This is a genomic window from Acinetobacter sp. NIPH 2699, from assembly GCF_022549355.1.
GTDB lineage: Bacteria > Pseudomonadota > Gammaproteobacteria > Pseudomonadales > Moraxellaceae > Acinetobacter.
Genome location: NZ_JAKZGL010000012.1, coordinates 64,620 through 86,584 on the forward strand (window position 1 = coordinate 64,620; position 21,965 = coordinate 86,584).

The window sequence follows — 21,965 nt, forward strand, 5'->3', positions numbered from 1 at the left end:
GATTCAGTATTGAACTATTTTGCCATTGGCACTTGCACATAGTTTTCGATGTCAAAACGACGAGTACGTTGACGATATTCAAAGGTAAAACCAGGCTAGTTATTGGTGTTTTTGCCTGCTGCGGTTTGATACCAACTGCTACAGCCTTGTGACCACATGGTGGTTTTCATTCTTTCCTGCATTTCCTGATTAAAGCTGTGCTGACTCTCGGCTTTTAAATCGGTAAATAACAAATTCTTTTGGATATGGGTTTGAATGGCATCCAGAATATAATTCACCTGACTTTCAATCATATACACAATCGAATTATGCCCAAGATTGGTATTCGGACCATACAGCATAAAGAAATTTGGGAAACCACTGACCGTTAGACCTAGATACGCTTCTGCACCATCTTTCCATAGGTCTTTTAAAGTCACACCTTCTAAACCTGTGATTTGAATCGGTGCCATAAACTCAGTTGCCGCAAATCCAGTCCCATAAATAATGCTATCAACTTCACGCAGTTTTCCATTTTGATCCATAATGCCAGTTTCAGTGATTTCCTGAATATCGGTGTTGATCACATCCACATTCTGACGTGTTAAGCTCTGATACCAATAATTAGAAATCAAAATCCGCTTACATCCAATTGGATAATCTGGCATGAGTTGGTGGCGGAAATGTGGGTCTTTGATTTCCTTGCGAATATGGCGTTGAAACATATATTCGACCAGTGGGATTTCATTGATGGTGATGGTGAAACCCTTGAGAACACTCTCGTTATAACTATACTGATACATACGATCAAGGCTTTGCAAGATCGGTAACTTTTGAAAAGCCTTGCGTGCTAACGGAGAGTAAATGCGATCTGGCTTTGGAATAACATAGGGCGCAGAGCGTTGATAGACATCAAGATGTGCCACTTGCTTGGCAATTTCAGGTACAAACTGGATGGCACTTGCGCCAGTACCAATCACAGCAACACGTTTATTGGTCAAGTCATAATCATGATCCCAGCGTGCTGAGTGAAATGCTTTGCCTTTGAAGTTTTCAAGACCCTTAATTTTTGGATAAGCAGGGCGATTGAGTTGACCCACTGCGGCAATCAGAAACTCGGCTTCAAACGTTTCGCCATTCGTGCTTTGAATCTGCCAAAGTCCTAGGGTTGGATCAAAGTCTGCACTGGCAATTTCAGTATCAAAACGAATATGCGGACGAATATCGTATTTATCGGTGCAATGACGTAAATATTGATGAATCTCTTGCGATGAGCCGTAGCGATTTTTCCAGCCTAGCTCTTGTTCAAAAGAAAATGAATACAAATGTGAGGGGACATCACAGGCAGCACCCGGGTAGGTATTATCACGCCAGACACCGCCGACATCGCCTGCTTTTTCAAATAAAGTGAATTGATGATAGCCTGCTTGCTTGAGACGAATCGCAGCACCTAAGCCCCCAAATCCTGTTCCTATAATGGCGATACGGATATTTTTATTTGAGTTGGATCCCTGCTTTAACATAATCTGCCTTGAATCATAAAAAGATAAATTCCTGATTGTAGAATAGTTGTTTAAAGTGTTGATTTAGAGGATGGATGCGGACAAAATATTGTGATTCGAGGACATTGGGGGATGTACATTGACGTATGCATGGGCATTTGAGCGAAGTATACATAGTGTTCGACTGATGGCTGATTTTGCAGCAGAGCTGGGTGTTGATTATCAAGTCATATTAAAAGGAACAGACTTAGATCAACAACACTTACTTGATCCCAATATGGCAGTATCGGCACAACAAGAATTACAGGTGATTCGTAATCTGGTTGAACAATGTGGAGAGCGAACTGCTTTAGGATTAGACGTCGGAACACGCTACCATTTCACCACCTTTGGCTCGTTAGGCTTGGCTTTAATGAGTGCTGCCAATATTCGTAAAGCATTAGATTTTGCCTTGGCATATTTCCCATTAACTTTTGCATTTACTCAATTTATTGTTTCCGAGGAAGAACAGGGGATTCGAATTGAGTTCGCAGTTGATAAGGGGATTCCTCAAGCGCTTTCCCAATTCATTGTTGAGCGAGATATTTCAGCCTTAATCACGGTTCAAAGAGATTTAATACCAGAAAATTTTTGTTTAGAACTTGCCTTTTCTTTTCAGCCCAAGGGTGATGTACAAACATATATCGATTTATTTGGCATTGAGCCTAAGTTTGGTGAGACGAAGAACTTTATTATTCTTGATGCTGACAACATAAATCAAAAATTGCGTATGGCAAATGAGTTGGCTTTACAGCATGCAGAGCAACAATGTCGTCAAATTTTAGAGAAGCGGCAATCACAAAAGAAATACTCCCATCATGTACAACAAGTCCTCATGCACACGAAAGGAGAAATACCTTCAATGGAAATTGTGGCTGATCGGTTGCACCTAAATACGAGAACGTTACGTCGTCACTTGCTCAATGAAGGTACAACTTTCATTAAGATCAGAGAGGACGTTCGGAAAATTTTGGCAGACTACTATTTATCTTTACCACAGACTTCGATTGAACAGATTGCTGAATGGCTCGGCTATGCAGAAGCGACTAGCTTTATTCATGCTTATAAGCGCTGGTATGGGAAAACGCCGCATGCATCACGTTTGGCAATGAAAATATTGATCTAACAATAATTTAAATCACTGTTCTGCCTTCGCCAATTCTGCTTCGATATAACTAATAATCATGGTACTCAATCCTCTGACCATTTCATCAAAGCTAATTTGTGGGTTTGGTAAAATCAGATGGCGTGCCACGTTAAAGATACTGCTGTTGATACTAATATAAGCTGTCACGCTAAGATTATTTACCTTTAGGTATCGCGGATGACGGATCATGTATTTCATTAATACATCCATCAATGCATACTCAATTTGACTGATATATCGTTCATATTTCAATTCAGTGGCATACCTTAAACAAATCAGATAGCGATCATTGTCACGTGTTAGTAGGTCACGGAATGTATAAAAAATCATTTCAAAAAGTGGTTCTAGCTCTTGTTCAATAATAAAAGGGGTGAGCTCTTTCACCATATCTAAAACTTCTTTGACGAAGGTCTTTGCCATCGCGTCGTAGATTTCTTCTTTATTTTTAAAATATTCATATAAAGAGCCGACACTGACACCTGCGATATCGGCAATGTGTCTTGTGGTGGTTCCACTGGTACCGTGGGTTGCGACAGCGATAAAACCTGCTTCAATAATGGTATCTACGGTCACTTTTGAACGAGCTTGACGAGGTTTACGTGTAGCCATGGTGGTTTTACTAAAATCCGAACATAGTGTCAGATTATCATGTCGTTGAATATTATAGAAGGTAGGGGCTTATAATCCGAACAAATAAAATTACTAAAATTTTAACATTCATGTTTTATTTGTAATAAAAAGATTAAATAGACATTATTCTTAAAGTTTTTATATGATTGATTTTTATTTTATTTTTATTAATAGATTGATATTTATTGATAATATTTGGTTTTTGAGTGGTTTTTCTTGATTTTTATCACATCAAGAACTGAGCACTTTATTGGTTATTTATAAGCAGTGAAAATTGTAAATTACCCGAATTGAATCCGAACATAAGATCAGTCTACAGTAGTCATATCGAATATTAAGTTCAGAAATATCTTCCCGAATGATTCTTCAATGAGCTATCCACTGTTTAAAAAGATAGAGATGCTCCAAGAACCATGGTTAATGAGCTTAATGGAGTGTCATATCACGAGCTAACTCCGCTCAATACTGAATGTAAGGTGTTGCTATGATTGCGAACACAGTGAAAAAGACCTTTAGTCTATTTAAACCTAACCCACTCGCTAAGCAAATTGATTTTGCGAGTAAAGATTCTATCCCAATTCGTCATTTGGCAATCGGATTTGAAGGTGAGAAGGTTGATTTATCATTTTATATGAATAATCAATTTGCCACGATTTTTTTCGCTACGCTTTCCGTATTCTTGACTTATGGCGAAGATCTGGTCATTGAAACTGCGCGTCATCATCGAGATTTGCTTAAAGATCCGATATTAAAGCAACGCGTAACTTCATTGATTGGTCAAGAAGCGATTCATTCTAAACTACACAACGAATTTAACGATGCGATTGTAGAACTAGACTATCCAGTTACTTTTTATCGTTTCTTGGGTTCAAACTTCTTTAAATATATATTTCTTCAATTTCCACAACCATTAAAACTATCCATGATGGCGGGTATTGAGCATTTTACTGCGGTACTTGCTGAATACATGATGAAACATGAGCAAAATTTCTATTTTTCTGACGATGAAAAAACACGTGCCTTGTGGATGTGGCACATGCTGGAAGAATCTGAACATAAAGACGTTGCTTACGACGTTTATCAAATTTTGAATGGCAACTATGCGCTACGTATCAGTGGTTTTGCACTTGCTTACTTTACCATTTTAGGACTGATTCCATTTTCAGCAACACTGGTGCCTGTTTTCCGTAGACCACAAGAGATGTTGACGGCTAAATTTTGGAAAGATGCGAAACGAGGTGTAAAGCTGATCTTTAGCCCTAAAGATGGTGTGTTTGGCAGTACCCAAGGACAAATCTTTGATTACTTGCGTAAAGACTTTCATCCAAATGATCATGATACATCGAAATATCTTGAATACTATAAGCAAAAACTACTTTCAGAAGGTGGGGCATTACATCCTTTCTTTGTGAAAGAGTTCACGCCTAAAGTTCAAGCTGCTTAATCCTTTGATCGCACGATCTAACCACCTGATTGAGACAGTTAAAGTTGTAGAAATAAACTTATAAGCAATTTTACTGTTTCAATTGATACGTTGCTGTTTTATTTAATTTTTCACTATTTTTACGGGAATAGAAAATGGTCGCTCAAATTATACGAAATGTCTTTAATGACAAATTAAGTACCAAATATCAGGGGATTGTTCAGAACTTTGTGAATAAATCGCCAATTCCTATTCGTCATTTCGATTTTAAATTCAACCCGACAGAACTTGATGAAAAATTTTTCTTAAATAAAGAGTTGGCAACGTCTTATTTCCATGCACTATCGATATTTCTAACCTTTGGGGAAGATGTCGTGATTGATACTGCACGTTATCATCGTGATTTTATAACCGACCCTATTCTAAAACAAAGACTAACGTCTTTGATTGGTCAAGAAGCGATTCATTCTAAAGTACATAATCAGTTTAATGATGAAGTATTGAAAGAGAATCATTATCCAGTTGAACTGCTGCGTGCGATTGCAGATAAAGTTTTCGAGTACGGCATCTATAAACTTCCACATTCACTACAACTGTCGTTGATGGCAGGTATTGAACACTATACCGCTGTTCTAGCTGAATTTATGATGCAGCATGAAGACTATATCCTTGGTTCTCAAGATGAGAGACAGAGAGCTATGTGGATGTGGCACATGTTAGAAGAGTCGGAGCATAAAGACATTGCTTATGATGTGTTTTTAGAGCTATCTGGTAATTATTGGGTCAGAGTAACAGGCTTTTTATTGGCAAGTTTAACGATCCTCGGTGGTGTGTCATTGGGTGGCTATCTTATTCCTTTTATCCGTAAACCGAGTAATTTGATCAACCCACGCTATATGAAAGATATGGTAGAAAGCACTGCTTTATTGTTTGGTAGTGAGCGAGGTGTATTTGGTAGTAGTTTTATGCACATTTTGGAATATTTACGTCCAAGCTTTCACCCAAATGATCATGACACCACGGCCTATATGGAATATTACAAACAGCGATTATTAGACCCAGAAACGGGTTTGTTGACACCTTATTTTCTTAAAGAATTTGTACCGCCAGTACGTGCAGTATCTGCATAAACTTAGCGAATAAAAACCTGATTGTTGGATCGTAAATATGAAATTATTTGGTAAAAAAACCAAGCCTAGTCAGAAAGCATTTGCGGTCGTGACGGGTGCAGGTAGCGGGATTGGTCGTAGTTTCGCACTTGAGTTAGCAAAGCGTGGCGGAACTGTGGTCTGTTCAGATATCAATCTGGATGCTGCCAACGAAACGGTCAGTCTGATTGAACAACTTGGTCAAAAAGCCTTTGCCGTCCAATGTGATGTGAGTAAGGCAGAACAAGTCACACAATTGGCAGAGCAAGCAGAACAGTTGATGCAAAAACCTGTCACGCTGGTGATTAATAATGCAGGTATTGGATTGGGTGGCAAGTTTGATGAGATGACCACAGAAGATTGGCAATGGTGTATGGATGTCAATTTATGGGGCGTGATCCATGGTTGCCGTACTTTTGTGCCTAAGTTTAAACAGCTTGGACATGGCGCAATTATCAATGTTGCATCTGCTGCATCTTATACAGCGGCACCTGAAATGGCGGTCTATAACGTCAGTAAGGCAGGGGTTCGTGCGTTATCGGAGACACTTTCTGCTGAGCTTAGAAAGTTCAACATTAAGGTCAATGTATTATGTCCAACGTTGGTGCCGACCAATATCATTAAAAATGGAAAAGTACCGCATAAAGGTATTTTAGATTATGCCTTGACCAATTTGGCATTTACTACCAGTGATAAGGTCGCAAAACTGACTTTAAACCGTTTGGATAAAGATCAGCTTTATACCATTCCACAAATTGATGCCAAGCTATTTTGGTTAATGAAACGTACAGCACCGAATTTATATGCAAAATTCTTAGGCAACTCGTACAGATTTATGAAGTAGCCTAAGTAAATACCAAAACTTTTGTCAAAATTTGATACACGCAAATGTCATCCACAACCTGCGTAGTATCAAAAGGATATAAAGTTTTGTATTTATGACGGGATTAAAGATATGAAACAAGTGAACAGGTTTTGTGGAGGAGCAGCGATGTAGCTGCGCAAGATGGTTGCCCTTGCGGAGCTTCGCTCCTCATCCCGAAAAAAAATTAGGTAGAGCCGAAGGCTAATTACGAAATTTAGATGAGAACTCGGCAAGATGCTGCCGTGAATTTAAACGATGGATAGGAAGTTTTAAATGACAGCTCAAGCAAAAAAATTAAACTCAGCTGAAGGCAAGGCCTTACCGCAACACATTTACGATACGTTTATTGTTGGGGCAGGTATTTCTGGGATTGCAACTGCAATTCGACTGGATCAAGTCGGCTATAGCAATTATAAAATTATTGAAAAAGCCAATCGTGTAGGTGGCACATGGCGTGAAAATACCTATCCTGGTTGTGGCTGTGATGTGCCCTCGGCATTGTATTCATACTCATTTGCGCCAAGTGCAAAATGGAGTCATTTATTCGCACGTCAGCCTGAAATTCTGAGCTATTTGGAAGAAGTCAGCGAAAACTTCAATGTCAGTTCAAAAATTGAATTTGGTACTGAGCTGCTCAATGCTGCTTGGGACAATGCGCGTAATTTGTGGGTGATTGATACCAATAAAGGTCAATATTTATCGAGAACTGTGGTTTTTGCGACAGGGCCGATTACTGAAGCACAGATTCCAAAACTAGATGGTTTGGAAACCTTTACAGGTGAAATGTTTCATTCGGCTCGATGGAATCATGATTATGATTTGACTGGTAAGCGTATCGCTGTGATTGGTACAGGTGCATCTGCGATTCAATTTGTACCTCAGATTCAGCCTTTAGCAAAAGAATTATATGTATACCAACGCACTGCGCCGTGGGTTGTACCAAAGCCTGATACTGATTTGGGTGATGTGAGCAAAAAATTAATTGAAAAGTATCCACTCATTCAAAAAACATGGCGTAAAGCAGTTGCACAGTCACTGAATGCGATCAACTTTGGTCTGCGTAACCCAGCGGTATTAAAACCAGTGGGTGAACTCGCTAAACTGATTTTAAAATTCCAGATTGAAGATCCTGAATTACGTAAGAATGTCACACCGAACTTCACCATTGGCTGTAAACGTTTATTGTTCGCAAACAACTATTACCCAGCTTTACAGCAGGAAAATGTCAAACTGATCCCGCATGGTTTGGTGAAAGTGGAAGGGAATACTGTTATTTCTGCAAATGGCGAACGTCAAGAGGTTGATGTAATCATTTGGGGAACAGGATTTGAAGTGTCTCATCCGCCTATTGGTAAACGTGTTCAGAATGAAAAAGGCGAAATCTTAAATGATTTATGGAAAAGCAGTTCACCAGAAGCATATTTAGGGACCAGCATTGAAAATGTACCTAATGCATTTCTTGTATTAGGACCAAACGTTTTGGTTTATGATTCATTCATTGGTTTGGCAGAAGCTCAGCTTGATTATATTGTTGATGGTTTATTAAAAATCAAAGCGCAGAATATTGGCAAGTTGAATGTTAAGCCAGAAGTGATTAAACATCATAATGAATTGGTACAGAAGCATCTTAAAACCACAGTTTTCAATGCTGGTGGTTGTAAGAGCTATTACTTGGATGCCAATGGGCGTAACTTTGCTGCTTGGCCTTGGTCGTTGAAGAAATTAAAACAGCGTTTAAAGCGTATGGATTTGAATGATTACCAAGTCACTTATCAGACTACCAAGACAAAATAATTTAATGAAGTAGGAAATAGCAGTAAATTTTATCTTAGGGTAAAGTTTGCTGCTTATTTTTTTATGGCATTAAAATAATGGGAAATAAATATGAAAAAAGGGCAATCAAGCCGTACGGCTGAGGCAGCAGCAGCATTAAGAGCCAATCATTCTCAAAATGCGTCAAATCCAGTATTTTCAGACCCTTATGCATTTGAATTAACCAGTACAGGTTGGAAAAAATTATTGACCACATCACTGACGGTCAAAGTAATCAATTCATCTGTATTTAACCGAACTTTAGGATTGTTGACTGGGCAAGTAGTGGGACGCTCTCGCTATGCTGAAGATTTGCTTCAACAAGCGATTGCACAAGGTATTCAACAATATGTATTGGTGGGTGCTGGCTTAGATTCTTTTATTTTACGTCAAGCAGGACAGTACCCGAATCTAAAAATTTTTGAAGTCGATCATCCTGATACGCAAGTCGCTAAACAGAAAAAATTATATGAGTTTGGTGAAATCCCAACCAATGTTGAATTCGTTGCAATAGATTTCGAGAAGGAATCCATTGCAGAAGCTTTGGCACGTAGTGGATTTCAACAAGATCAGCCAGCATTTTTCTCATGGTTAGGTACAACTCATTATCTCGAACCAGAAACCACTTTAAATACCTTACTAAGTATTGCAAAAATCGCAGTACCAAACAGCGAAGTGGTATTGGACTACTCTATTGATTATCGAGAGTTACAAGGCGTGGAGAGATTCGGTAGTTTATTTGTTTCTCAATTTACACGGTTTTTAAAAGAGCCACTTAAAGGTCAGTTTCGACCAAAGGTACTACACCAAGCAGTTGAAAAAATGGGTTATGTCGTTGTAGAAGATTTATCTGGTGATGGTTTGAGTGAACGTTATTTTCAAGATCGCCCAGATCAAATACGGCATACCATAGCAACGCATATGCTACATCTCCGTTTACAACAAACATGCTGAGACGAGCGTAAATAACCCCACCCAATCAGACAAATTTCATCTCAAGTTGAGTTTGAAATTCACCAAATTTAGGTGGGGTTATTGTATTCATCTTTTGTGCGACAAGGTCTAATGAGCCTTAAACTTTGCCGAAAATCGCTTATTTGTTATTTGGATCTGCTTTTTCACTATGTTCAGTCTGTTCGGCTTCAGGACTAGGTGCGTTATCAGGTTTTGTTTCGGCAGATGAATTTACTTGTGAATGTTCGTTCGCTTGAACTTGTTTAGTATTTTCATCACTGGTGGTTTTTTGAGAAAAACTTTTGAAACCTGACATTATTATCTTCTTCATTCGTTATCGAGCTTTCATGGTACAGACTTGGATTGATTACACTAAGGTAGTTATGAGACCGATATGTGGAGATATGTGCGCGGGGAAGTGTTTATATCGACATGATATTTCGCTAATAAAATCAATTATATATTACCCATTGAATCTAATGGTTTAATTGAAAGAAGACGAACCGAGTGTCCGCAAGTGCTGTACACAAAGAACACAAATATTTTATGTGGTGTTGCTATGGAATATTTTTATATGTGCATGCACATCGTGGTTTATTGGAATAACGCAGCAAATATTTGAGAATGTGAATCAACACGTATACGAGAATTAAAAACATTAAAAAACGATATGTGCTAGGCTTGCTGGATTTTCTTTAAAAAGCTATCCGCTATGAATGTTGAACGACACCATGAGGCAAGTAAGTTTCAATGGTCTTTTCTATTGCCTAAATATTGGGGGATATGGATAGCGATATTAGTTTTGATGCTATTTGCCATTCTTCCTTGGGGCATCCAATGGCGATTAGCGGAAGGTTTATCTAAACTTGCATGGAAGTATCTAAAATCGAGACGTAAAACGACGATTAGAAATCTAGAACTCTGTTTTCCAGATAAAAGTGAACTTGAGATACAACAAGATGCCAAACAAGTCTTTTTAAATATGATGTTGGGTCTTTTTGAAGCATTGAACGCTTGGTATTGTCCGAGTTGGTTTAAAAAACGGATACATATCCATGGATTAGAGCATCTTCATCAATCACAGGGGAAAGGTGTTTTATTGTTAAGTAGTCATACCACCTTGTTAGATGCTGGTGGCTATGTAAGCAGTTGCTTTTTTGATTTTGATGTCGTTTATCGCCCACAAAATAATCCTTTGTTAGATATGTTGATCCGTAGGTGTCGAGCTACGATTTATAAGAATCAGATTTCTAAAGATGACATGAAAGGGTTAATTCATAGTTTGAAAAATGGCAATGCAATTTGGTATAGCCCAGATCAAGATTTTGGATTGAAACAAGGGGTTATGGCGCCTTTCTTTGGGGTACAGGCAGCAACATTAACAGCGCATCGACGATTGATGAAAATTACAAAGGCATTCGCTATCCCTTTATTCTTTTATCGTGAAGGTGATATTCGAAATCCCCAATATCACATTTTGTTGGAACCACCTTTAGACAACTTTCCGAGTCTTGATGAGGTGGAAGATGCGACTCGAGTGAACTTAATAATTGAAAATCAAATCAGAACGCATCCGACTCAATATATGTGGTTTCATCGACGTTTTAAAACCAGATTGGAAGGACAGGAAAAAGTGTATTAAAAACTGAAGCTGAGCTGATCCAAAAAAGAAGATTTTCTTATAAAGGTCGCGGAGTTTTATCTTGTTATTACCAATATATAAGTGCAATTTTTGTTTCTGGGGCGTTGCCTGATGATTTGTCAGGCTTTTTGCGCAAAAGTGATTTCAACTAAAGCGTTTATTATACATTGAGCTTTTAATTATCGAGATTGTTTGGAATTAAACTTGATATAATTCAAGGTGGAAAATATGTTAAGTAAGTCATATTTTTTAATTTAAAATTAAGCCTTTAAAACTATGTTATAGTTGTTTTCGATCGAATCCGTAGGCGATACGGTAATATTTGAGCAGTAAAAGAGAGTGAGCGTATTCCTTTAACTTAGCCTTCGTCGAGCTATAATCGTCAGGTTCAAATTATAAGCGCAAAGCATGAGATCGCATCATGCCGATCATGAAACCCACCTTATTTTGGTGGGTTTTTTTATAAAAAACCGAGATAAGTTAAAATTAGAACAACTGCAATTTAATACTTTAAAATAAATACATGTAGTCAAGTAAAAATCATATAGATCCAGAATTTAAGCATTCATTTACGATAAAATCTAACAGGATCTAAAGATTTTCAATCGCTTTTTCTGTTAGCATTTTAGAAGGGCGGTTAAGTCAACCTGCTTTTTGGAAAATTAAAAATATAAGGTCATTATGCATATTGATTTAAATAGCGACTTAGGCGAAAGCTATGGCTCATGGAGCATGGGCAATGATGAGCAAATTCTTCCGATTGTGAGTAGCGCGAATATTGCATGTGGCTTTCATGCAGGCGATCCGCTTCATATTCTTAAAACATTAAAACAAGCTGCCCAATTCAATGTAAATGTCGGTGCACATGTTGCTTATCCAGACTTGGTGGGTTTTGGTCGGCGCAAAATGGCCTTATCTTACGATGAACTACTTGCAGATGTACTTTACCAAATTTCGGCTTTACATGGCTTAGCGCACGTTGCAGGAACACGAGTGCGGTATGTCAAACCTCATGGTGCTTTGTACAACACTATCGCGACAGATTTAAATCAAGCCCAAGCGGTGATTGATGCCATTTTACAATTTGATGCGGACTTAACCTTGGTGGCATTGGCTGGCTCGCCTTTGATTGATTTTGCTCAAAAGCAAGGTTTGTCAGTGGTATCAGAAGCTTTTGCCGACAGAGCTTATCATGATGACGGTAGTTTAGTTTCTCGTCATGAAACTGGAGCTGTTTTACATGATGCCGAGATTGTGGCTCAACGTGTTCTTGATATGATTCTAAAGGGTGGAATTGAATCTATTGAGGGAAAATTTACGCCCATCCAAGCAGACACGATTTGTTTGCATGGCGATACCATGGGAGCTGTACAACTTGCGACAGTGATCCGCCAAGCCTTAACTGAAAATCAAATTGAAGTACGTGCTTTTTGCATGTAAATGCTTTTATGCTTATTAAATAAAAGAGTAATGGTATGCGATTTTTATCGGTCAATCTGAATTGCTTTCTTGTTGAATTTTCGAGTTTAGAGGAAACAATCGCTGCCTATCATTTCTTACAACAGACCCAATATCCTTATATTCAAGAACTGATCCCAGCCGCACGTACTATATTGGTCCATTTCGATGTGCTTTTTATAGATGCTAAAACACTGATCAGTTGGATTTCGTCGCAAAAAATAGATCAATATGCTGCAAACACCAGCAAAGAAGTCACCATCAATGTGTGCTATGACGGTGTTGATCTAGTGTATGTAGCAGAATATTTGGGTATTGGTGTGGATGAAGTGATTCACAAACACACGCATAGTCGTTGGCAGGTTGCCTTTATTGGTTTTGCACCTGGGTTCGCTTATTTGGTCAGTCCAGACCATCCTTTTGGAAGTATTCCACGCTTAGCCTCACCACGAAAAAAAATAACATCAGGTTCAGTGGGGCTGGCAGGTGAGTATAGTGGTATTTATCCGAAAGATAGTCCTGGTGGATGGCAATTAATAGGCCATACAGATCAAGCGATGTGGGATGTTTATCGAGAGCAAGCTGCTTTATTGTTGCCAAGTGATCAAGTGATTTTTAAAGATATTAGCAAGCATCCGACTCAAGTTGCGGTGCCTTCTACTCGATCTATTTCTACCCAAGCACAGCAAAACCCTGTGGTGTTGACTGTGAAAAATGTCGGTTTGCAAGTGTTGGTACAAGATGAAGGGCGCAAAAATGTTGCTCAACTAGGCGTTGGTCATGCAGGTGCAATGGATCGGGGCGCATTTTATGGTGCTAACGCATGTGTGGGTAATCCTAAAAATGCCGCAGTTCTGGAAATCCTCAATGGTGGTTTGCACTTGAAAGTGATGAAAGAGACGGTCATTGCTGTTACAGGTGCAGACGCAGAACTATGGGTGACATATGCGAATGCCTATAAAGTTAAACAACTGTTATATCAACCGATCGCCTTAGATCAGGGAGATGAGATTTATATTTCATCGCCTCAGGCTGGGATTCGTAATTATCTGGCTATTCGTGGCGGTGTAGCCGTCGAACACGTCTTAAATAGTGCCAGTTACGATTCCTTGGCTGAATTGGGAGCAGCACCTATAAGAGTGCGAGATGAGATTCACTCTGCTCAATTAAAAACTCAGCCAGTAGATTTAAATCAATTACCAGTATCACCTTTGCCAAAAGTGGGTGATCAGATTGTGGTGGATATTATGCTGGGACCTCGAGTGGATTGGTTTACGCCAGACAGTATTGATCTACTGCTTGGTCAACGCTGGTTAGTGACTGCGGACAGCAATCGCATTGGATTAAGGCTCGCTGGCGATAAGTCCTTACAACGTCAGATCAATCAAGAGTTGCCGAGTGAAGGCTGTTGCACTGGGGCGATACAGATTCCACCGAGTGGGCAGCCAGTTTTGTTTATGAATGACCATCCGATCACTGGAGGGTATCCAGTCATTGCTGCTGTTACACCCTATCATCTTGATTTGATCGCTCAAATTGCAGCAGGATGTTATATCCAATTTCGCAAAATTTCAGACTTTATGGGTATCAAAGAAAATGTATAAGCAACATCGGTTGTTGATTGCCAATCGCGGGGAAATCGCTGTTCGGGTTATTCAAGCATGTAAAGACTTAGGTATTCACTCCGTGGCGGTTTATGCTGACGATGACATCGAGAGTTTATATGTAAAACTTGCAGACGAGGCTTGGGCATTATCTGGACAAACAGCGAAAGAAAGCTATCTCGATATCGATAAAATTTTGAATATTGCCAAACAAAGCCAAGCGACCATGATTCATCCCGGTTATGGTTTTCTGTCTGAACGTGCTGATTTTGCGCAAGCTGTTATAGATGCAGGCTTGATTTGGATCGGACCATCGCCTCAAAGTATGAGAATATTAGGCGATAAAATCGAAGCGCGTAAGCTTGCACAAGCTGTTGGAGCACCGTTGGTTCAGGGCACTGAACAGCCACTTCGCTCTGCCAATGAAGCGCTGACGTTTGCACAAACATACGGTTTGCCTATTGCGATTAAAGCGGCGTATGGTGGTGGCGGACGCGGTTTAAAAGTGGTTCGGCAGCTTGATGAAGTCGCTGATTTATATGAATCCGCAGTGCGAGAAGCCCAAGCGGCTTTTGGCCGTGGAGAGTGTTTTGTTGAACAGTATTTAGATAAGCCCAGACATTTGGAAGCCCAAATGATTGCTGATCAACATGGACATGTAGTGGTGGTTGGAACTCGTGATTGTTCTTTACAGCGCCGTAATCAAAAATTGGTAGAAGAAGCACCTGCACCATTTGTTGATGACGATATTTATCAGCAATTAATACAATCCACGGTCGATATCTGTCGAGCAGCCAACTATGTTGGCGCTGGCACAGTAGAGTATCTGTTGAGTCAAGATGGCACACTGTCTTTTTTAGAGGTCAATACACGATTACAGGTTGAACATCCTGTCACTGAGCAAACGACTGGGATGGATCTGGTGATTGAACAGATTCGAATCGCTCTAGGTCAACCGCTTTCTATTCAAGAAACACCAAAACCACAAGGACATGCGATTGAGTTTCGTATCAATGCAGAAGACCCAGCGCGGGGTTTTATTCCGACATTTGGTCAAATTACTCGATTTAATCCACCTTCGGGGATTGGTATCCGCTTAGACACAGGTGTCACCCAAGGAAGTCTTGTTTCGAGTCATTTTGATTCTTTAATGGCAAAATTGATTGTGACGGGTGCAACACGTGAGATCGCCATTCAGCGCGCTAAAAGAGCAGTTGCCCATTTTGAGCTAGAGGGGATTGCATCCGTTTTAGCATTTCATCGTGCAATCTTGTCAGAACCTGACTTTGTTGATGCGTTTAACGTGCATACGCGCTGGATCGAGCAGCAGTTTCAATCTGAGTGTGCAACACATCAACGCAGTAAAAAATCAGAATTACCTGTATTACAACGCTATACCATTGAGATTGATGGCAAGCTTCATCAAGTGGGGTTACCTATCGGATTGCTGAAAATGGTAAGTGTTCAGGATAGCCATTTATCTACCGAGACTCCGCAGTCATTACAGAACGAAAATGCTGTTAGAGCGCCAATCAATGGCTCGTTGAGCAGTTGGGCGGTGCAAGAAAATGCTCAAGTCGAGCAGGGTGATGTTATTGCGACGATGGAAGCAATGAAAATGGAAGTGCCCGTCATCGCGCATCGAACAGGTAAAATTAAAAACTTAGTGACTGTAAATCAAATGTTTGATGCGGATATGAAGATTGCAGAAATTGTTTGAATTTGGGTTCTTGATACTAAAAAGCCATTAACCTCCTATTGGAATTTAATGGCTTGTATGTGATTAACGACGGTTATTATAAATGGCCATTGCTGCTGGTAAGTTTTTACGCATATCGCTGATACGTTGAGTGTTTGATGGATGCGTTGATAAGAATGCAGAACCACCCTGACCATCTAAACGACTCATTTTTTCCCATAATGTAATGGCTGCATTGGGGTTATAGCCCGCTTGAGCCATCAGCATTAAACCACCATAGTCGGCGCGGCTTTCTAGGTTGCGTGAATAAGGCAAACCAATACCGACTTGACTGCCCAAATTAATTGCAGCATTACCGGCTTCACCGATGTTGGCACCTGCATAGCTGGTACCAATACCAATGGCTAAGTTCGTAAGCGCTTGCGCACCAATTTTACTTTTTGCATGTTCTTCTAAAGCATGAGTCATCTCATGACCCATGATTGCACCAATTTCATCATTGGTGAGATTAAGCTTATTTACGATACCTGTGTAGAACACAACTTTACCACCAGGTGCAACATAAGCATTGACTGTATCTGATTTTAATACAGCGAGCTGCCAGTCAAAACGTTGACCTGTTTGGTTCATTTTATCTGCATGTGGTTTTAAACGATTAAAGACGGTATTGATGCGTTGATAAGTAGCTGAACTGGTATCAAGCTGATTTTTAGCACGAGCTTCCTGAGTCATCTTGCTGAAGCCTTGTGCAGATTGAGCATTTAAGGTTGCGCTATCTGCGCCAGCCATTTCTGCGAAAGATGCACAGCCCGATATTGTCATTACAGTGACGGCACAAAGGCTCAAAGCTAACTTATTCATACTTATTCTCTCCAAATCAGTATCTTATGAGTATAGTCGTAATTAAGGTGAATTATAAAAAATGTTGATCCGTCTTAACATTCTGATTCGCTCTATAATCATAGTAATTATGTAATCATATCTACATAGAGTCTGTTATTCATTTATAAAACAAAGCCAGTGTTTTTACACTGGCTTTGTTTTATAAGATGAGGTGAAGATTAGATAAGTTTAGTCTTCATCATCAAACTCTTCTTCAGGAAACGTATTTTCCTCTAAAGAAGCATCAAAAATTAAGATTGCTTTACCTTCGGTTTGAATCATACCTTGGTCTTCAAGTGTTTTCAGTACACGACCAACCATTTCACGTGAACAGCCAACAATACGACCAATTTCTTGGCGCGTAATACGAATCTGACGACCATTCGGTAGAATCATAGCTTCTGGTTGTGAAGATAAATCAATTAAGCAACGTGCAATACGACCTGAAACATCAATAAATGCAAGGTCAGTAACTTTACGTGTTGTGTTTTTAAGGCGGCGCACAAGTTGAGCAAAAACAGCGTAACTCAGATCAGGATACTGTTTGCTGAGTTCATGAAAGTTGTCATACGTAATTTCTGCAATTTCACAAACATCTCGAGTGCGTACTTCAGCCGTACGTTGAGGGTTTGTTTCAAACAGCCCCATTTCACCAAAGAAATCCCCAGGGTTTAAATAGGCCACGACAATCTCACGCTCATCATCTTCGCGTAGTATGATCGACACAGAACCTTTTAAAATTAAATACAGTGATCTTGACTCCATTCCAGCGTCAACAATCGTCGTGCGTTTAGGATATCTATTAATATGAGCACGTTTTAGCAATGCTTTTACAGATTCAGGTAGTTGGCCTGGAGACAAAGCATCAGTGCTAAGTTGTGAAAAATTTGAAGTCATGCTTAAAATTTCCGAATTTGGATAAAACCGATCGCACAGGCTCATTTTGAGCTTTTTCTACACAGAAGAGATGAAATTCCTTATCAACTCATTTTATGTTAGTGTACAAGAACACAGTAAATTTATAACGTTTTTTAGGTAGTTGCAATGCAAACAAGTGTACATTGGTTAGAGAATGTTGCTTTTGAGGCAAAATCAGAAAGTGGCCATAGTGTAGTGATGGATGGTTCTGCCGAATATGGGGGTGAAAACCGTGGTCCACGTCCTATGGAGTTGATTTTAATGGGACTTGGTGGGTGTGCTTCGTTTGATATTGTGACCATTTTAAAGAAATCTCGACAAGATGTGACGGATGTCGTATGTGAATTAAAAGCTGAGAGAGCGAGCACAATCCCCGCAGTCTTCACTAAAATCCATTTGCATTTCATTGTGACAGGTAATGCAGTAAAAGCCAAACAAGTTGAAAAAGCAGTTGAGCTTTCAGCAGAAAAATATTGTTCAGCCAGTAAAATGCTGTCTGATGGTGGTATTGAAATCACCCATGATTTTGAAATTTTAGGAGCTGTATAAGCTCTTATTGTTAAGTCTTTCTAAAAAGTGATCTATTTTGATAGATCACTTTTTTTTGTTCTTATTTAAGAAATAGCTGTGGATCTACCCGAGCATTATTTAAACTCATTCCCCAATGTAAATGTGCGCCTGTCACTCGTCCTGTTTTACCGACCAGCCCCAGTACTTCACCTTGTCTAATGACTTGTCCTTGTTCTACATTGATTTTGCTTAGATGACAAAACATGCTAATTAAGCCTTGTCCATGATCAACCAGAACGGTCTTGCCATTAAAAAAATAATCTCCAGTTTGCACAACAATGCCATCTGCAGGAGCAACAACTTTTTGTCCGACAGGAGCAGGGATATCTAAACCAGAGTGCGGCGCACGTTCTTCACCATTGAAAAACCGTTTTCGTCCGAATGAGTTACTAAACTTACCTGAGGTGGGGACAATAAATTTGGGAAAGCTTTGCCATGTGCTTTGGTTATATGAGGTGTAAACCGCATTTTGCTCTTTAGCTTCGCGCGCATAGCGTTCTAATTGGCTTTGATTGGGATTGACATGATCTTGATTTTTAATAGTTAAACGCTGTTCGGCGTATTTGTAGGGCTTAACTTCAATTTGAATGGGGCTGTTATTGGTGTTTAAGGTCAATGTACCGACGGGTGTAGAAAGTGGGATGCCAAAAATAGCATAGCGTTGCCCATTCTCTTGGCTCAGCAACACGGGTTTTTGTTCATAAAAGACTTGTGTTGTATTTGCCGTGAGTGGAATAACCGCGATCCCGCCAGCCCGTCTTGAGTCTTGGGGCAGTTGGGCAAAAGCGAGATGAACAGGGAGCAAGCAAGCCGTGGCAAGGAATATTCTTTTTAAATACATAATGACAATTTTAATGAACGTAAATATATAGGCTAAAAGCTCCGCTGCAAAATCACAATAAGTAATTTGTGTGAATCAGACTCGATAGAAAAATGCTACAAAATATACTTGAAATAGATTGTTTATACACCCATATTATGATTGAGTTTTATCTCTTTTATTGTTAATAAGAGTTTGAAAAATATATAAATTTTTTATTTGAAATTTTAAAAAGCGTTCCCATCTTAGTGGTAAGTTAAAAAATTGTTGTGAGGAATAACAAGAATGCGTTTTGAAAAATTTACAAACCGCTTACAGCAAGCACTCTCAGATGCACAATCATTGGCAATGGGTAAAGATCATACTGCGATTGCAGGGATTCATATTCTAACGACTTTACTCGAAGAACCTGCCAATTTAAGTTTGTTGCAACAAGCGGGTGCCCGTTTACCTGAATTAAAGCAAAAACTGGAGCAAGCAATACAAAATGCCCCAACTTTGGCAAATCCTACAGGTGATATCAATCTCAACCCAGAGGCAGTTAAGGCCTTAAATTTAGCTGACCGTTATGCTCAAAAAGCAGGTGATGAGTTTTTATCAACAGACTGGGTATTACTGGGTTTGGCTGAAACAGGTGAAACCAAAACCATTTTAAATAGTGTTGGTGTAACTCCAGAAAATTTACGTAAAGTTATTGAAAATATTCGAGGAAGTGACAAAGTCATGAGTAATAACCACGAAGATCAACGTGACTCACTCAATAAATACACCATTGATTTGAATGAACGAGCATTGGCTGGAAAATTAGACCCTGTGATTGGTCGTGATGATGAAATTCGCCGTACCATTCAAGTGTTATCACGTCGTACCAAAAACAACCCTGTGCTCATCGGTGAACCTGGGGTAGGTAAAACTGCGATTGTTGAAGGTTTGGCACAACGTATCGTCAATGGTGAAGTTCCTGAAAGCTTAAAGAATAAGCGCGTACTTTCTTTGGACTTGGGTTCATTGCTTGCGGGTGCAAAATACCGTGGTGAATTTGAGGAACGTCTCAAAGCGGTGTTGAAAGACCTCGCTAAACATGATGGTGAGATCATCTTATTTATTGATGAGTTACATACGCTCGTGGGTGCGGGTAAAGGTGATGGTGCAATGGATGCGGGGAATATGCTGAAACCTGCATTGGCGCGTGGTGAATTACGTTGTGTTGGTGCGACCACTTTAGATGAATACCGTCAATTCATTGAGAAAGATGCTGCGCTTGAACGTCGTTTCCAAAAAGTGCTGGTCGATGAACCGAGTGTTGAAGATACCATCGCGATTTTACGTGGTCTAAAAGAGAAGTATGCGACCCACCATGGTGTACAGATTTTAGACTCTGCGATTATTGCGGCAGCGAAAATGTCACATCGTTATATTACGGATCGCCAGTTGCCTGATAAAGCGATTGATTTGATTGATGAGGCAGCTTCACGTATTAAAATGGAGATCGATTCTAAACCAGAAGCTTTAGATAAACTTGATCGCCGTTTGATTCAATTGAAGATGCAATTAGAAGCCGTGAAAAAAGATCAAGATGCTGGCAGTAAAGCAGAAGTGAATCATCTTGAGCAGCAAATTGCGGAAAAGCAAAAAGAATACAATGATCTGGAAGAGATTTGGAAAGCTGAAAAAACACTGGTTGAAGGTGATAAAAAAGCACAGGTTGAGTTAGACCAAGCACGAATGGCATTGGAAAAAGCCAAGCGTGAAGGTGATTTGGCTGAAGCTGCACGTTTGCAATATGGGGTTATTCCTGAGTTGCAAAAACGTTTGGAGCAAGCGGAAGTTGCTGAGGAAAATGAAGAGCCGAAGTTGATTCGTACCAAAGTGACGGAGAATGAAATTGCTGAAGTCGTGAGCGCTGCAACAGGGATTCCTGTCTCGAAAATGTTGCAAGGTGAACGTGAAAAACTACTGAATATGGAATCATTCTTACATAATCGTGTGGTTGGGCAAGATGAAGCGGTGGTGGCGGTATCCAATGCTGTACGGCGTTCGCGTGCAGGGTTGTCTGACCCGAACCGTCCAAGTGGTTCATTCTTGTTCCTTGGACCGACAGGTGTCGGTAAGACTGAGTTGACCAAAGCATTGGCAAACTTCTTATTTGATAGTGACGATGCCATGATTCGTATTGATATGAGTGAGTTCATGGAAAAACATTCAGTCAGTCGTTTGGTCGGTGCGCCTCCAGGCTATGTTGGCTATGAAGAAGGTGGTGTTCTAACGGAAGCAGTTCGACGTAAACCTTATAGTGTGGTGTTATTTGACGAAGTTGAAAAAGCACATCCAGATGTCTTCAATATCTTATTGCAAGTCTTGGATGATGGTCGCTTAACGGATTCACAAGGGCGTGTGGTTGATTTTAAGAATACGGTCATCGTGATGACCTCGAACTTGGGTTCACAAGATGTACGTGAACTGGGTGAGGGTGCAACGGATGGTGAGATGCGTGCTGTGGTGATGAGTGCTGTTAGTCAGCATTTCCGCCCAGAGTTTATTAACCGTATTGATGAACTGGTGATTTTCCACTCACTCCAAAAATCGCAGATTCGTGGCATTGCAGACATTCAACTAGATCGTTTACGTTCACGTTTGAGCGATCGTGATATGGACTTAACTGTGGATGACACTGCTTTTGATTTGCTGATTGATGCTGGTTTTGACCCAATCTATGGTGCGCGTCCATTGAAACGCGCAATTCAGCAACAAGTGGAAAATAGTTTAGCTCAGAAAATTTTATCTGGTGAGTTTCAAGCAGGTGATAACATTTTGATTAAAGCTGAAAATGGTCATCTGGTCTTTGATAAAATCAAACTGAGTTAAGTTGAAAT

General features: G+C 39.8%; 17 protein-coding genes and 1 pseudogene. 12 read left to right on the forward strand and 6 right to left on the reverse strand.

The features are described from left to right. Window positions 1-14: 14 nt before the first annotated feature. Window positions 15-1,502: pseudogene (locus tag MMP72_RS11950) on the reverse strand (NAD(P)/FAD-dependent oxidoreductase). A 118-nt stretch (window positions 1,503-1,620) separates the two neighbouring features. Here MMP72_RS11950 and MMP72_RS11955 point away from each other — a divergent pair. Further along, window positions 1,621-2,646 carry an AraC family transcriptional regulator gene (locus tag MMP72_RS11955; RefSeq protein WP_241317562.1) on the forward strand — a complete coding sequence of 342 codons (1,026 nt, stop codon included), beginning with the start codon at window positions 1,621-1,623 and terminating at the stop codon, window positions 2,644-2,646. Window positions 2,647-2,658: 12 nt separating this feature from the next. On the opposite strand, the gene MMP72_RS11960 is transcribed toward MMP72_RS11955, so the two are convergent. Beyond that, on the reverse strand, window positions 2,659-3,276 hold the full coding sequence (locus MMP72_RS11960) for a TetR/AcrR family transcriptional regulator (RefSeq protein ID WP_241317564.1): 618 nt from the start codon (window positions 3,274-3,276) through the stop codon (window positions 2,659-2,661). 505 nt (window positions 3,277-3,781) lie between these two features. Between MMP72_RS11960 and MMP72_RS11965 the strand changes: the two genes are divergently transcribed. The 5 genes from MMP72_RS11965 (at window position 3,782) to MMP72_RS11985 (ending at window position 9,499) form a co-directional block, all read left to right on the forward strand. Then, window positions 3,782-4,741 carry a metal-dependent hydrolase gene (locus MMP72_RS11965; RefSeq protein WP_241317566.1) on the forward strand — a complete coding sequence of 320 codons (960 nt, stop codon included), beginning with the start codon at window positions 3,782-3,784 and terminating at the stop codon, window positions 4,739-4,741. A gap of 134 nt (window positions 4,742-4,875) precedes the next feature. Beyond that, a complete protein-coding gene (locus MMP72_RS11970; protein WP_241317568.1) occupies window positions 4,876-5,850 on the forward strand; it encodes a metal-dependent hydrolase in 975 nt (324 codons plus the stop codon). Window positions 5,851-5,887: 37 nt separating this feature from the next. Further along, window positions 5,888-6,712 carry an SDR family NAD(P)-dependent oxidoreductase gene (locus MMP72_RS11975; protein ID WP_241317570.1) on the forward strand — a complete coding sequence of 275 codons (825 nt, stop codon included), beginning with the start codon at window positions 5,888-5,890 and terminating at the stop codon, window positions 6,710-6,712. A 294-nt stretch (window positions 6,713-7,006) separates the two neighbouring features. Then, window positions 7,007-8,527: an NAD(P)/FAD-dependent oxidoreductase gene (locus MMP72_RS11980; RefSeq protein WP_241317572.1), complete on the forward strand. Its 1,521-nt coding sequence runs from the start codon at window positions 7,007-7,009 to the stop codon at window positions 8,525-8,527. 90 nt (window positions 8,528-8,617) lie between these two features. Continuing rightward, window positions 8,618-9,499: a class I SAM-dependent methyltransferase gene (locus MMP72_RS11985; protein ID WP_241317574.1), complete on the forward strand. Its 882-nt coding sequence runs from the start codon at window positions 8,618-8,620 to the stop codon at window positions 9,497-9,499. 139 nt (window positions 9,500-9,638) lie between these two features. On the opposite strand, the gene MMP72_RS11990 is transcribed toward MMP72_RS11985, so the two are convergent. Beyond that, window positions 9,639-9,815: a hypothetical protein gene (locus MMP72_RS11990; RefSeq protein ID WP_241317575.1), complete on the reverse strand. Its 177-nt coding sequence runs from the start codon at window positions 9,813-9,815 to the stop codon at window positions 9,639-9,641. Window positions 9,816-10,211: 396 nt separating this feature from the next. Here MMP72_RS11990 and MMP72_RS11995 point away from each other — a divergent pair, with 396 nt between their 5' ends. The 4 genes from MMP72_RS11995 (at window position 10,212) to MMP72_RS12010 (ending at window position 15,923) form a co-directional block, all read left to right on the forward strand. Beyond that, a complete protein-coding gene (locus tag MMP72_RS11995) occupies window positions 10,212-11,141 on the forward strand; it encodes a lauroyl acyltransferase (RefSeq protein ID WP_241317577.1) in 930 nt (309 codons plus the stop codon). Window positions 11,142-11,822: 681 nt separating this feature from the next. Beyond that, window positions 11,823-12,581: a 5-oxoprolinase subunit PxpA gene (locus MMP72_RS12000; protein WP_241317579.1), complete on the forward strand. Its 759-nt coding sequence runs from the start codon at window positions 11,823-11,825 to the stop codon at window positions 12,579-12,581. 35 nt (window positions 12,582-12,616) lie between these two features. Continuing rightward, the gene (locus tag MMP72_RS12005; RefSeq protein ID WP_241317581.1) at window positions 12,617-14,203 is read left to right on the forward strand and encodes an urea amidolyase family protein; all 1,587 of its coding nucleotides are present in this window, start codon (window positions 12,617-12,619) and stop codon (window positions 14,201-14,203) included. Continuing rightward, window positions 14,196-15,923: a biotin carboxylase N-terminal domain-containing protein gene (locus MMP72_RS12010; RefSeq protein WP_241317583.1), complete on the forward strand. Its 1,728-nt coding sequence runs from the start codon at window positions 14,196-14,198 to the stop codon at window positions 15,921-15,923. Before MMP72_RS12005 ends, MMP72_RS12010 begins: the two co-directional genes overlap by 8 nt. 63 nt (window positions 15,924-15,986) lie before the next feature. On the opposite strand, the gene MMP72_RS12015 is transcribed toward MMP72_RS12010, so the two are convergent. Beyond that, window positions 15,987-16,763 carry a M48 family metallopeptidase gene (locus MMP72_RS12015; RefSeq protein WP_241317586.1) on the reverse strand — a complete coding sequence of 259 codons (777 nt, stop codon included), beginning with the start codon at window positions 16,761-16,763 and terminating at the stop codon, window positions 15,987-15,989. Between the two features lie 210 nt (window positions 16,764-16,973). After that, on the reverse strand, window positions 16,974-17,681 hold the full coding sequence (gene crp / locus MMP72_RS12020; protein ID WP_005196588.1) for a cAMP-activated global transcriptional regulator CRP: 708 nt from the start codon (window positions 17,679-17,681) through the stop codon (window positions 16,974-16,976). Window positions 17,682-17,828: 147 nt separating this feature from the next. On the opposite strand from crp, the gene MMP72_RS12025 reads away from it, so the two are divergent. Then, window positions 17,829-18,251 carry an OsmC family protein gene (locus tag MMP72_RS12025; RefSeq protein ID WP_241317588.1) on the forward strand — a complete coding sequence of 141 codons (423 nt, stop codon included), beginning with the start codon at window positions 17,829-17,831 and terminating at the stop codon, window positions 18,249-18,251. A 61-nt stretch (window positions 18,252-18,312) separates the two neighbouring features. On the opposite strand, the gene MMP72_RS12030 is transcribed toward MMP72_RS12025, so the two are convergent. Beyond that, window positions 18,313-19,113, reverse strand: a complete 801-nt coding sequence (locus MMP72_RS12030; RefSeq protein ID WP_241317590.1) for a M23 family metallopeptidase — start codon at window positions 19,111-19,113, stop codon at window positions 18,313-18,315. A 264-nt stretch (window positions 19,114-19,377) separates the two neighbouring features. On the opposite strand from MMP72_RS12030, the gene clpB reads away from it, so the two are divergent. Further along, complete coding sequence (clpB, locus tag MMP72_RS12035; protein ID WP_241317592.1) at window positions 19,378-21,957, forward strand: ATP-dependent chaperone ClpB; 2,580 nt, start codon at window positions 19,378-19,380, stop codon at window positions 21,955-21,957. The last annotated feature ends 8 nt before the right edge of the window (window positions 21,958-21,965 follow it).

Excerpts from the sequence above, each read along its gene's own strand:
- MMP72_RS12015 (WP_241317586.1), bottom strand. The coding sequence starts at position 16,763 with ATGAATAAGTTAGCTTTGAGCCTTTGTGCCGTCACTGTAATGACAATA.
- crp (WP_005196588.1), bottom strand. The coding sequence starts at position 17,681 with ATGACTTCAAATTTTTCACAACTTAGCACTGATGCTTTGTCTCCAGGC.
- MMP72_RS11970 (WP_241317568.1), top strand. The coding sequence starts at position 4,876 with ATGGTCGCTCAAATTATACGAAATGTCTTTAATGACAAATTAAGTACC.
- MMP72_RS11985 (WP_241317574.1), top strand. The coding sequence starts at position 8,618 with ATGAAAAAAGGGCAATCAAGCCGTACGGCTGAGGCAGCAGCAGCATTA.
- clpB (WP_241317592.1), top strand. The coding sequence starts at position 19,378 with ATGCGTTTTGAAAAATTTACAAACCGCTTACAGCAAGCACTCTCAGAT.
- MMP72_RS11995 (WP_241317577.1), top strand. The coding sequence starts at position 10,212 with ATGAATGTTGAACGACACCATGAGGCAAGTAAGTTTCAATGGTCTTTT.
- MMP72_RS11960 (WP_241317564.1), bottom strand. The coding sequence starts at position 3,276 with ATGGCTACACGTAAACCTCGTCAAGCTCGTTCAAAAGTGACCGTAGAT.
- MMP72_RS12005 (WP_241317581.1), top strand. The coding sequence starts at position 12,617 with ATGCGATTTTTATCGGTCAATCTGAATTGCTTTCTTGTTGAATTTTCG.
- MMP72_RS12030 (WP_241317590.1), bottom strand. The coding sequence starts at position 19,113 with ATGTATTTAAAAAGAATATTCCTTGCCACGGCTTGCTTGCTCCCTGTT.
- MMP72_RS11980 (WP_241317572.1), top strand. The coding sequence starts at position 7,007 with ATGACAGCTCAAGCAAAAAAATTAAACTCAGCTGAAGGCAAGGCCTTA.
- MMP72_RS12000 (WP_241317579.1), top strand. The coding sequence starts at position 11,823 with ATGCATATTGATTTAAATAGCGACTTAGGCGAAAGCTATGGCTCATGG.
- MMP72_RS11975 (WP_241317570.1), top strand. The coding sequence starts at position 5,888 with ATGAAATTATTTGGTAAAAAAACCAAGCCTAGTCAGAAAGCATTTGCG.
- MMP72_RS11965 (WP_241317566.1), top strand. The coding sequence starts at position 3,782 with ATGATTGCGAACACAGTGAAAAAGACCTTTAGTCTATTTAAACCTAAC.
- MMP72_RS12025 (WP_241317588.1), top strand. The coding sequence starts at position 17,829 with ATGCAAACAAGTGTACATTGGTTAGAGAATGTTGCTTTTGAGGCAAAA.
- MMP72_RS12010 (WP_241317583.1), top strand. The coding sequence starts at position 14,196 with ATGTATAAGCAACATCGGTTGTTGATTGCCAATCGCGGGGAAATCGCT.
- MMP72_RS11990 (WP_241317575.1), bottom strand. The coding sequence starts at position 9,815 with ATGTCAGGTTTCAAAAGTTTTTCTCAAAAAACCACCAGTGATGAAAAT.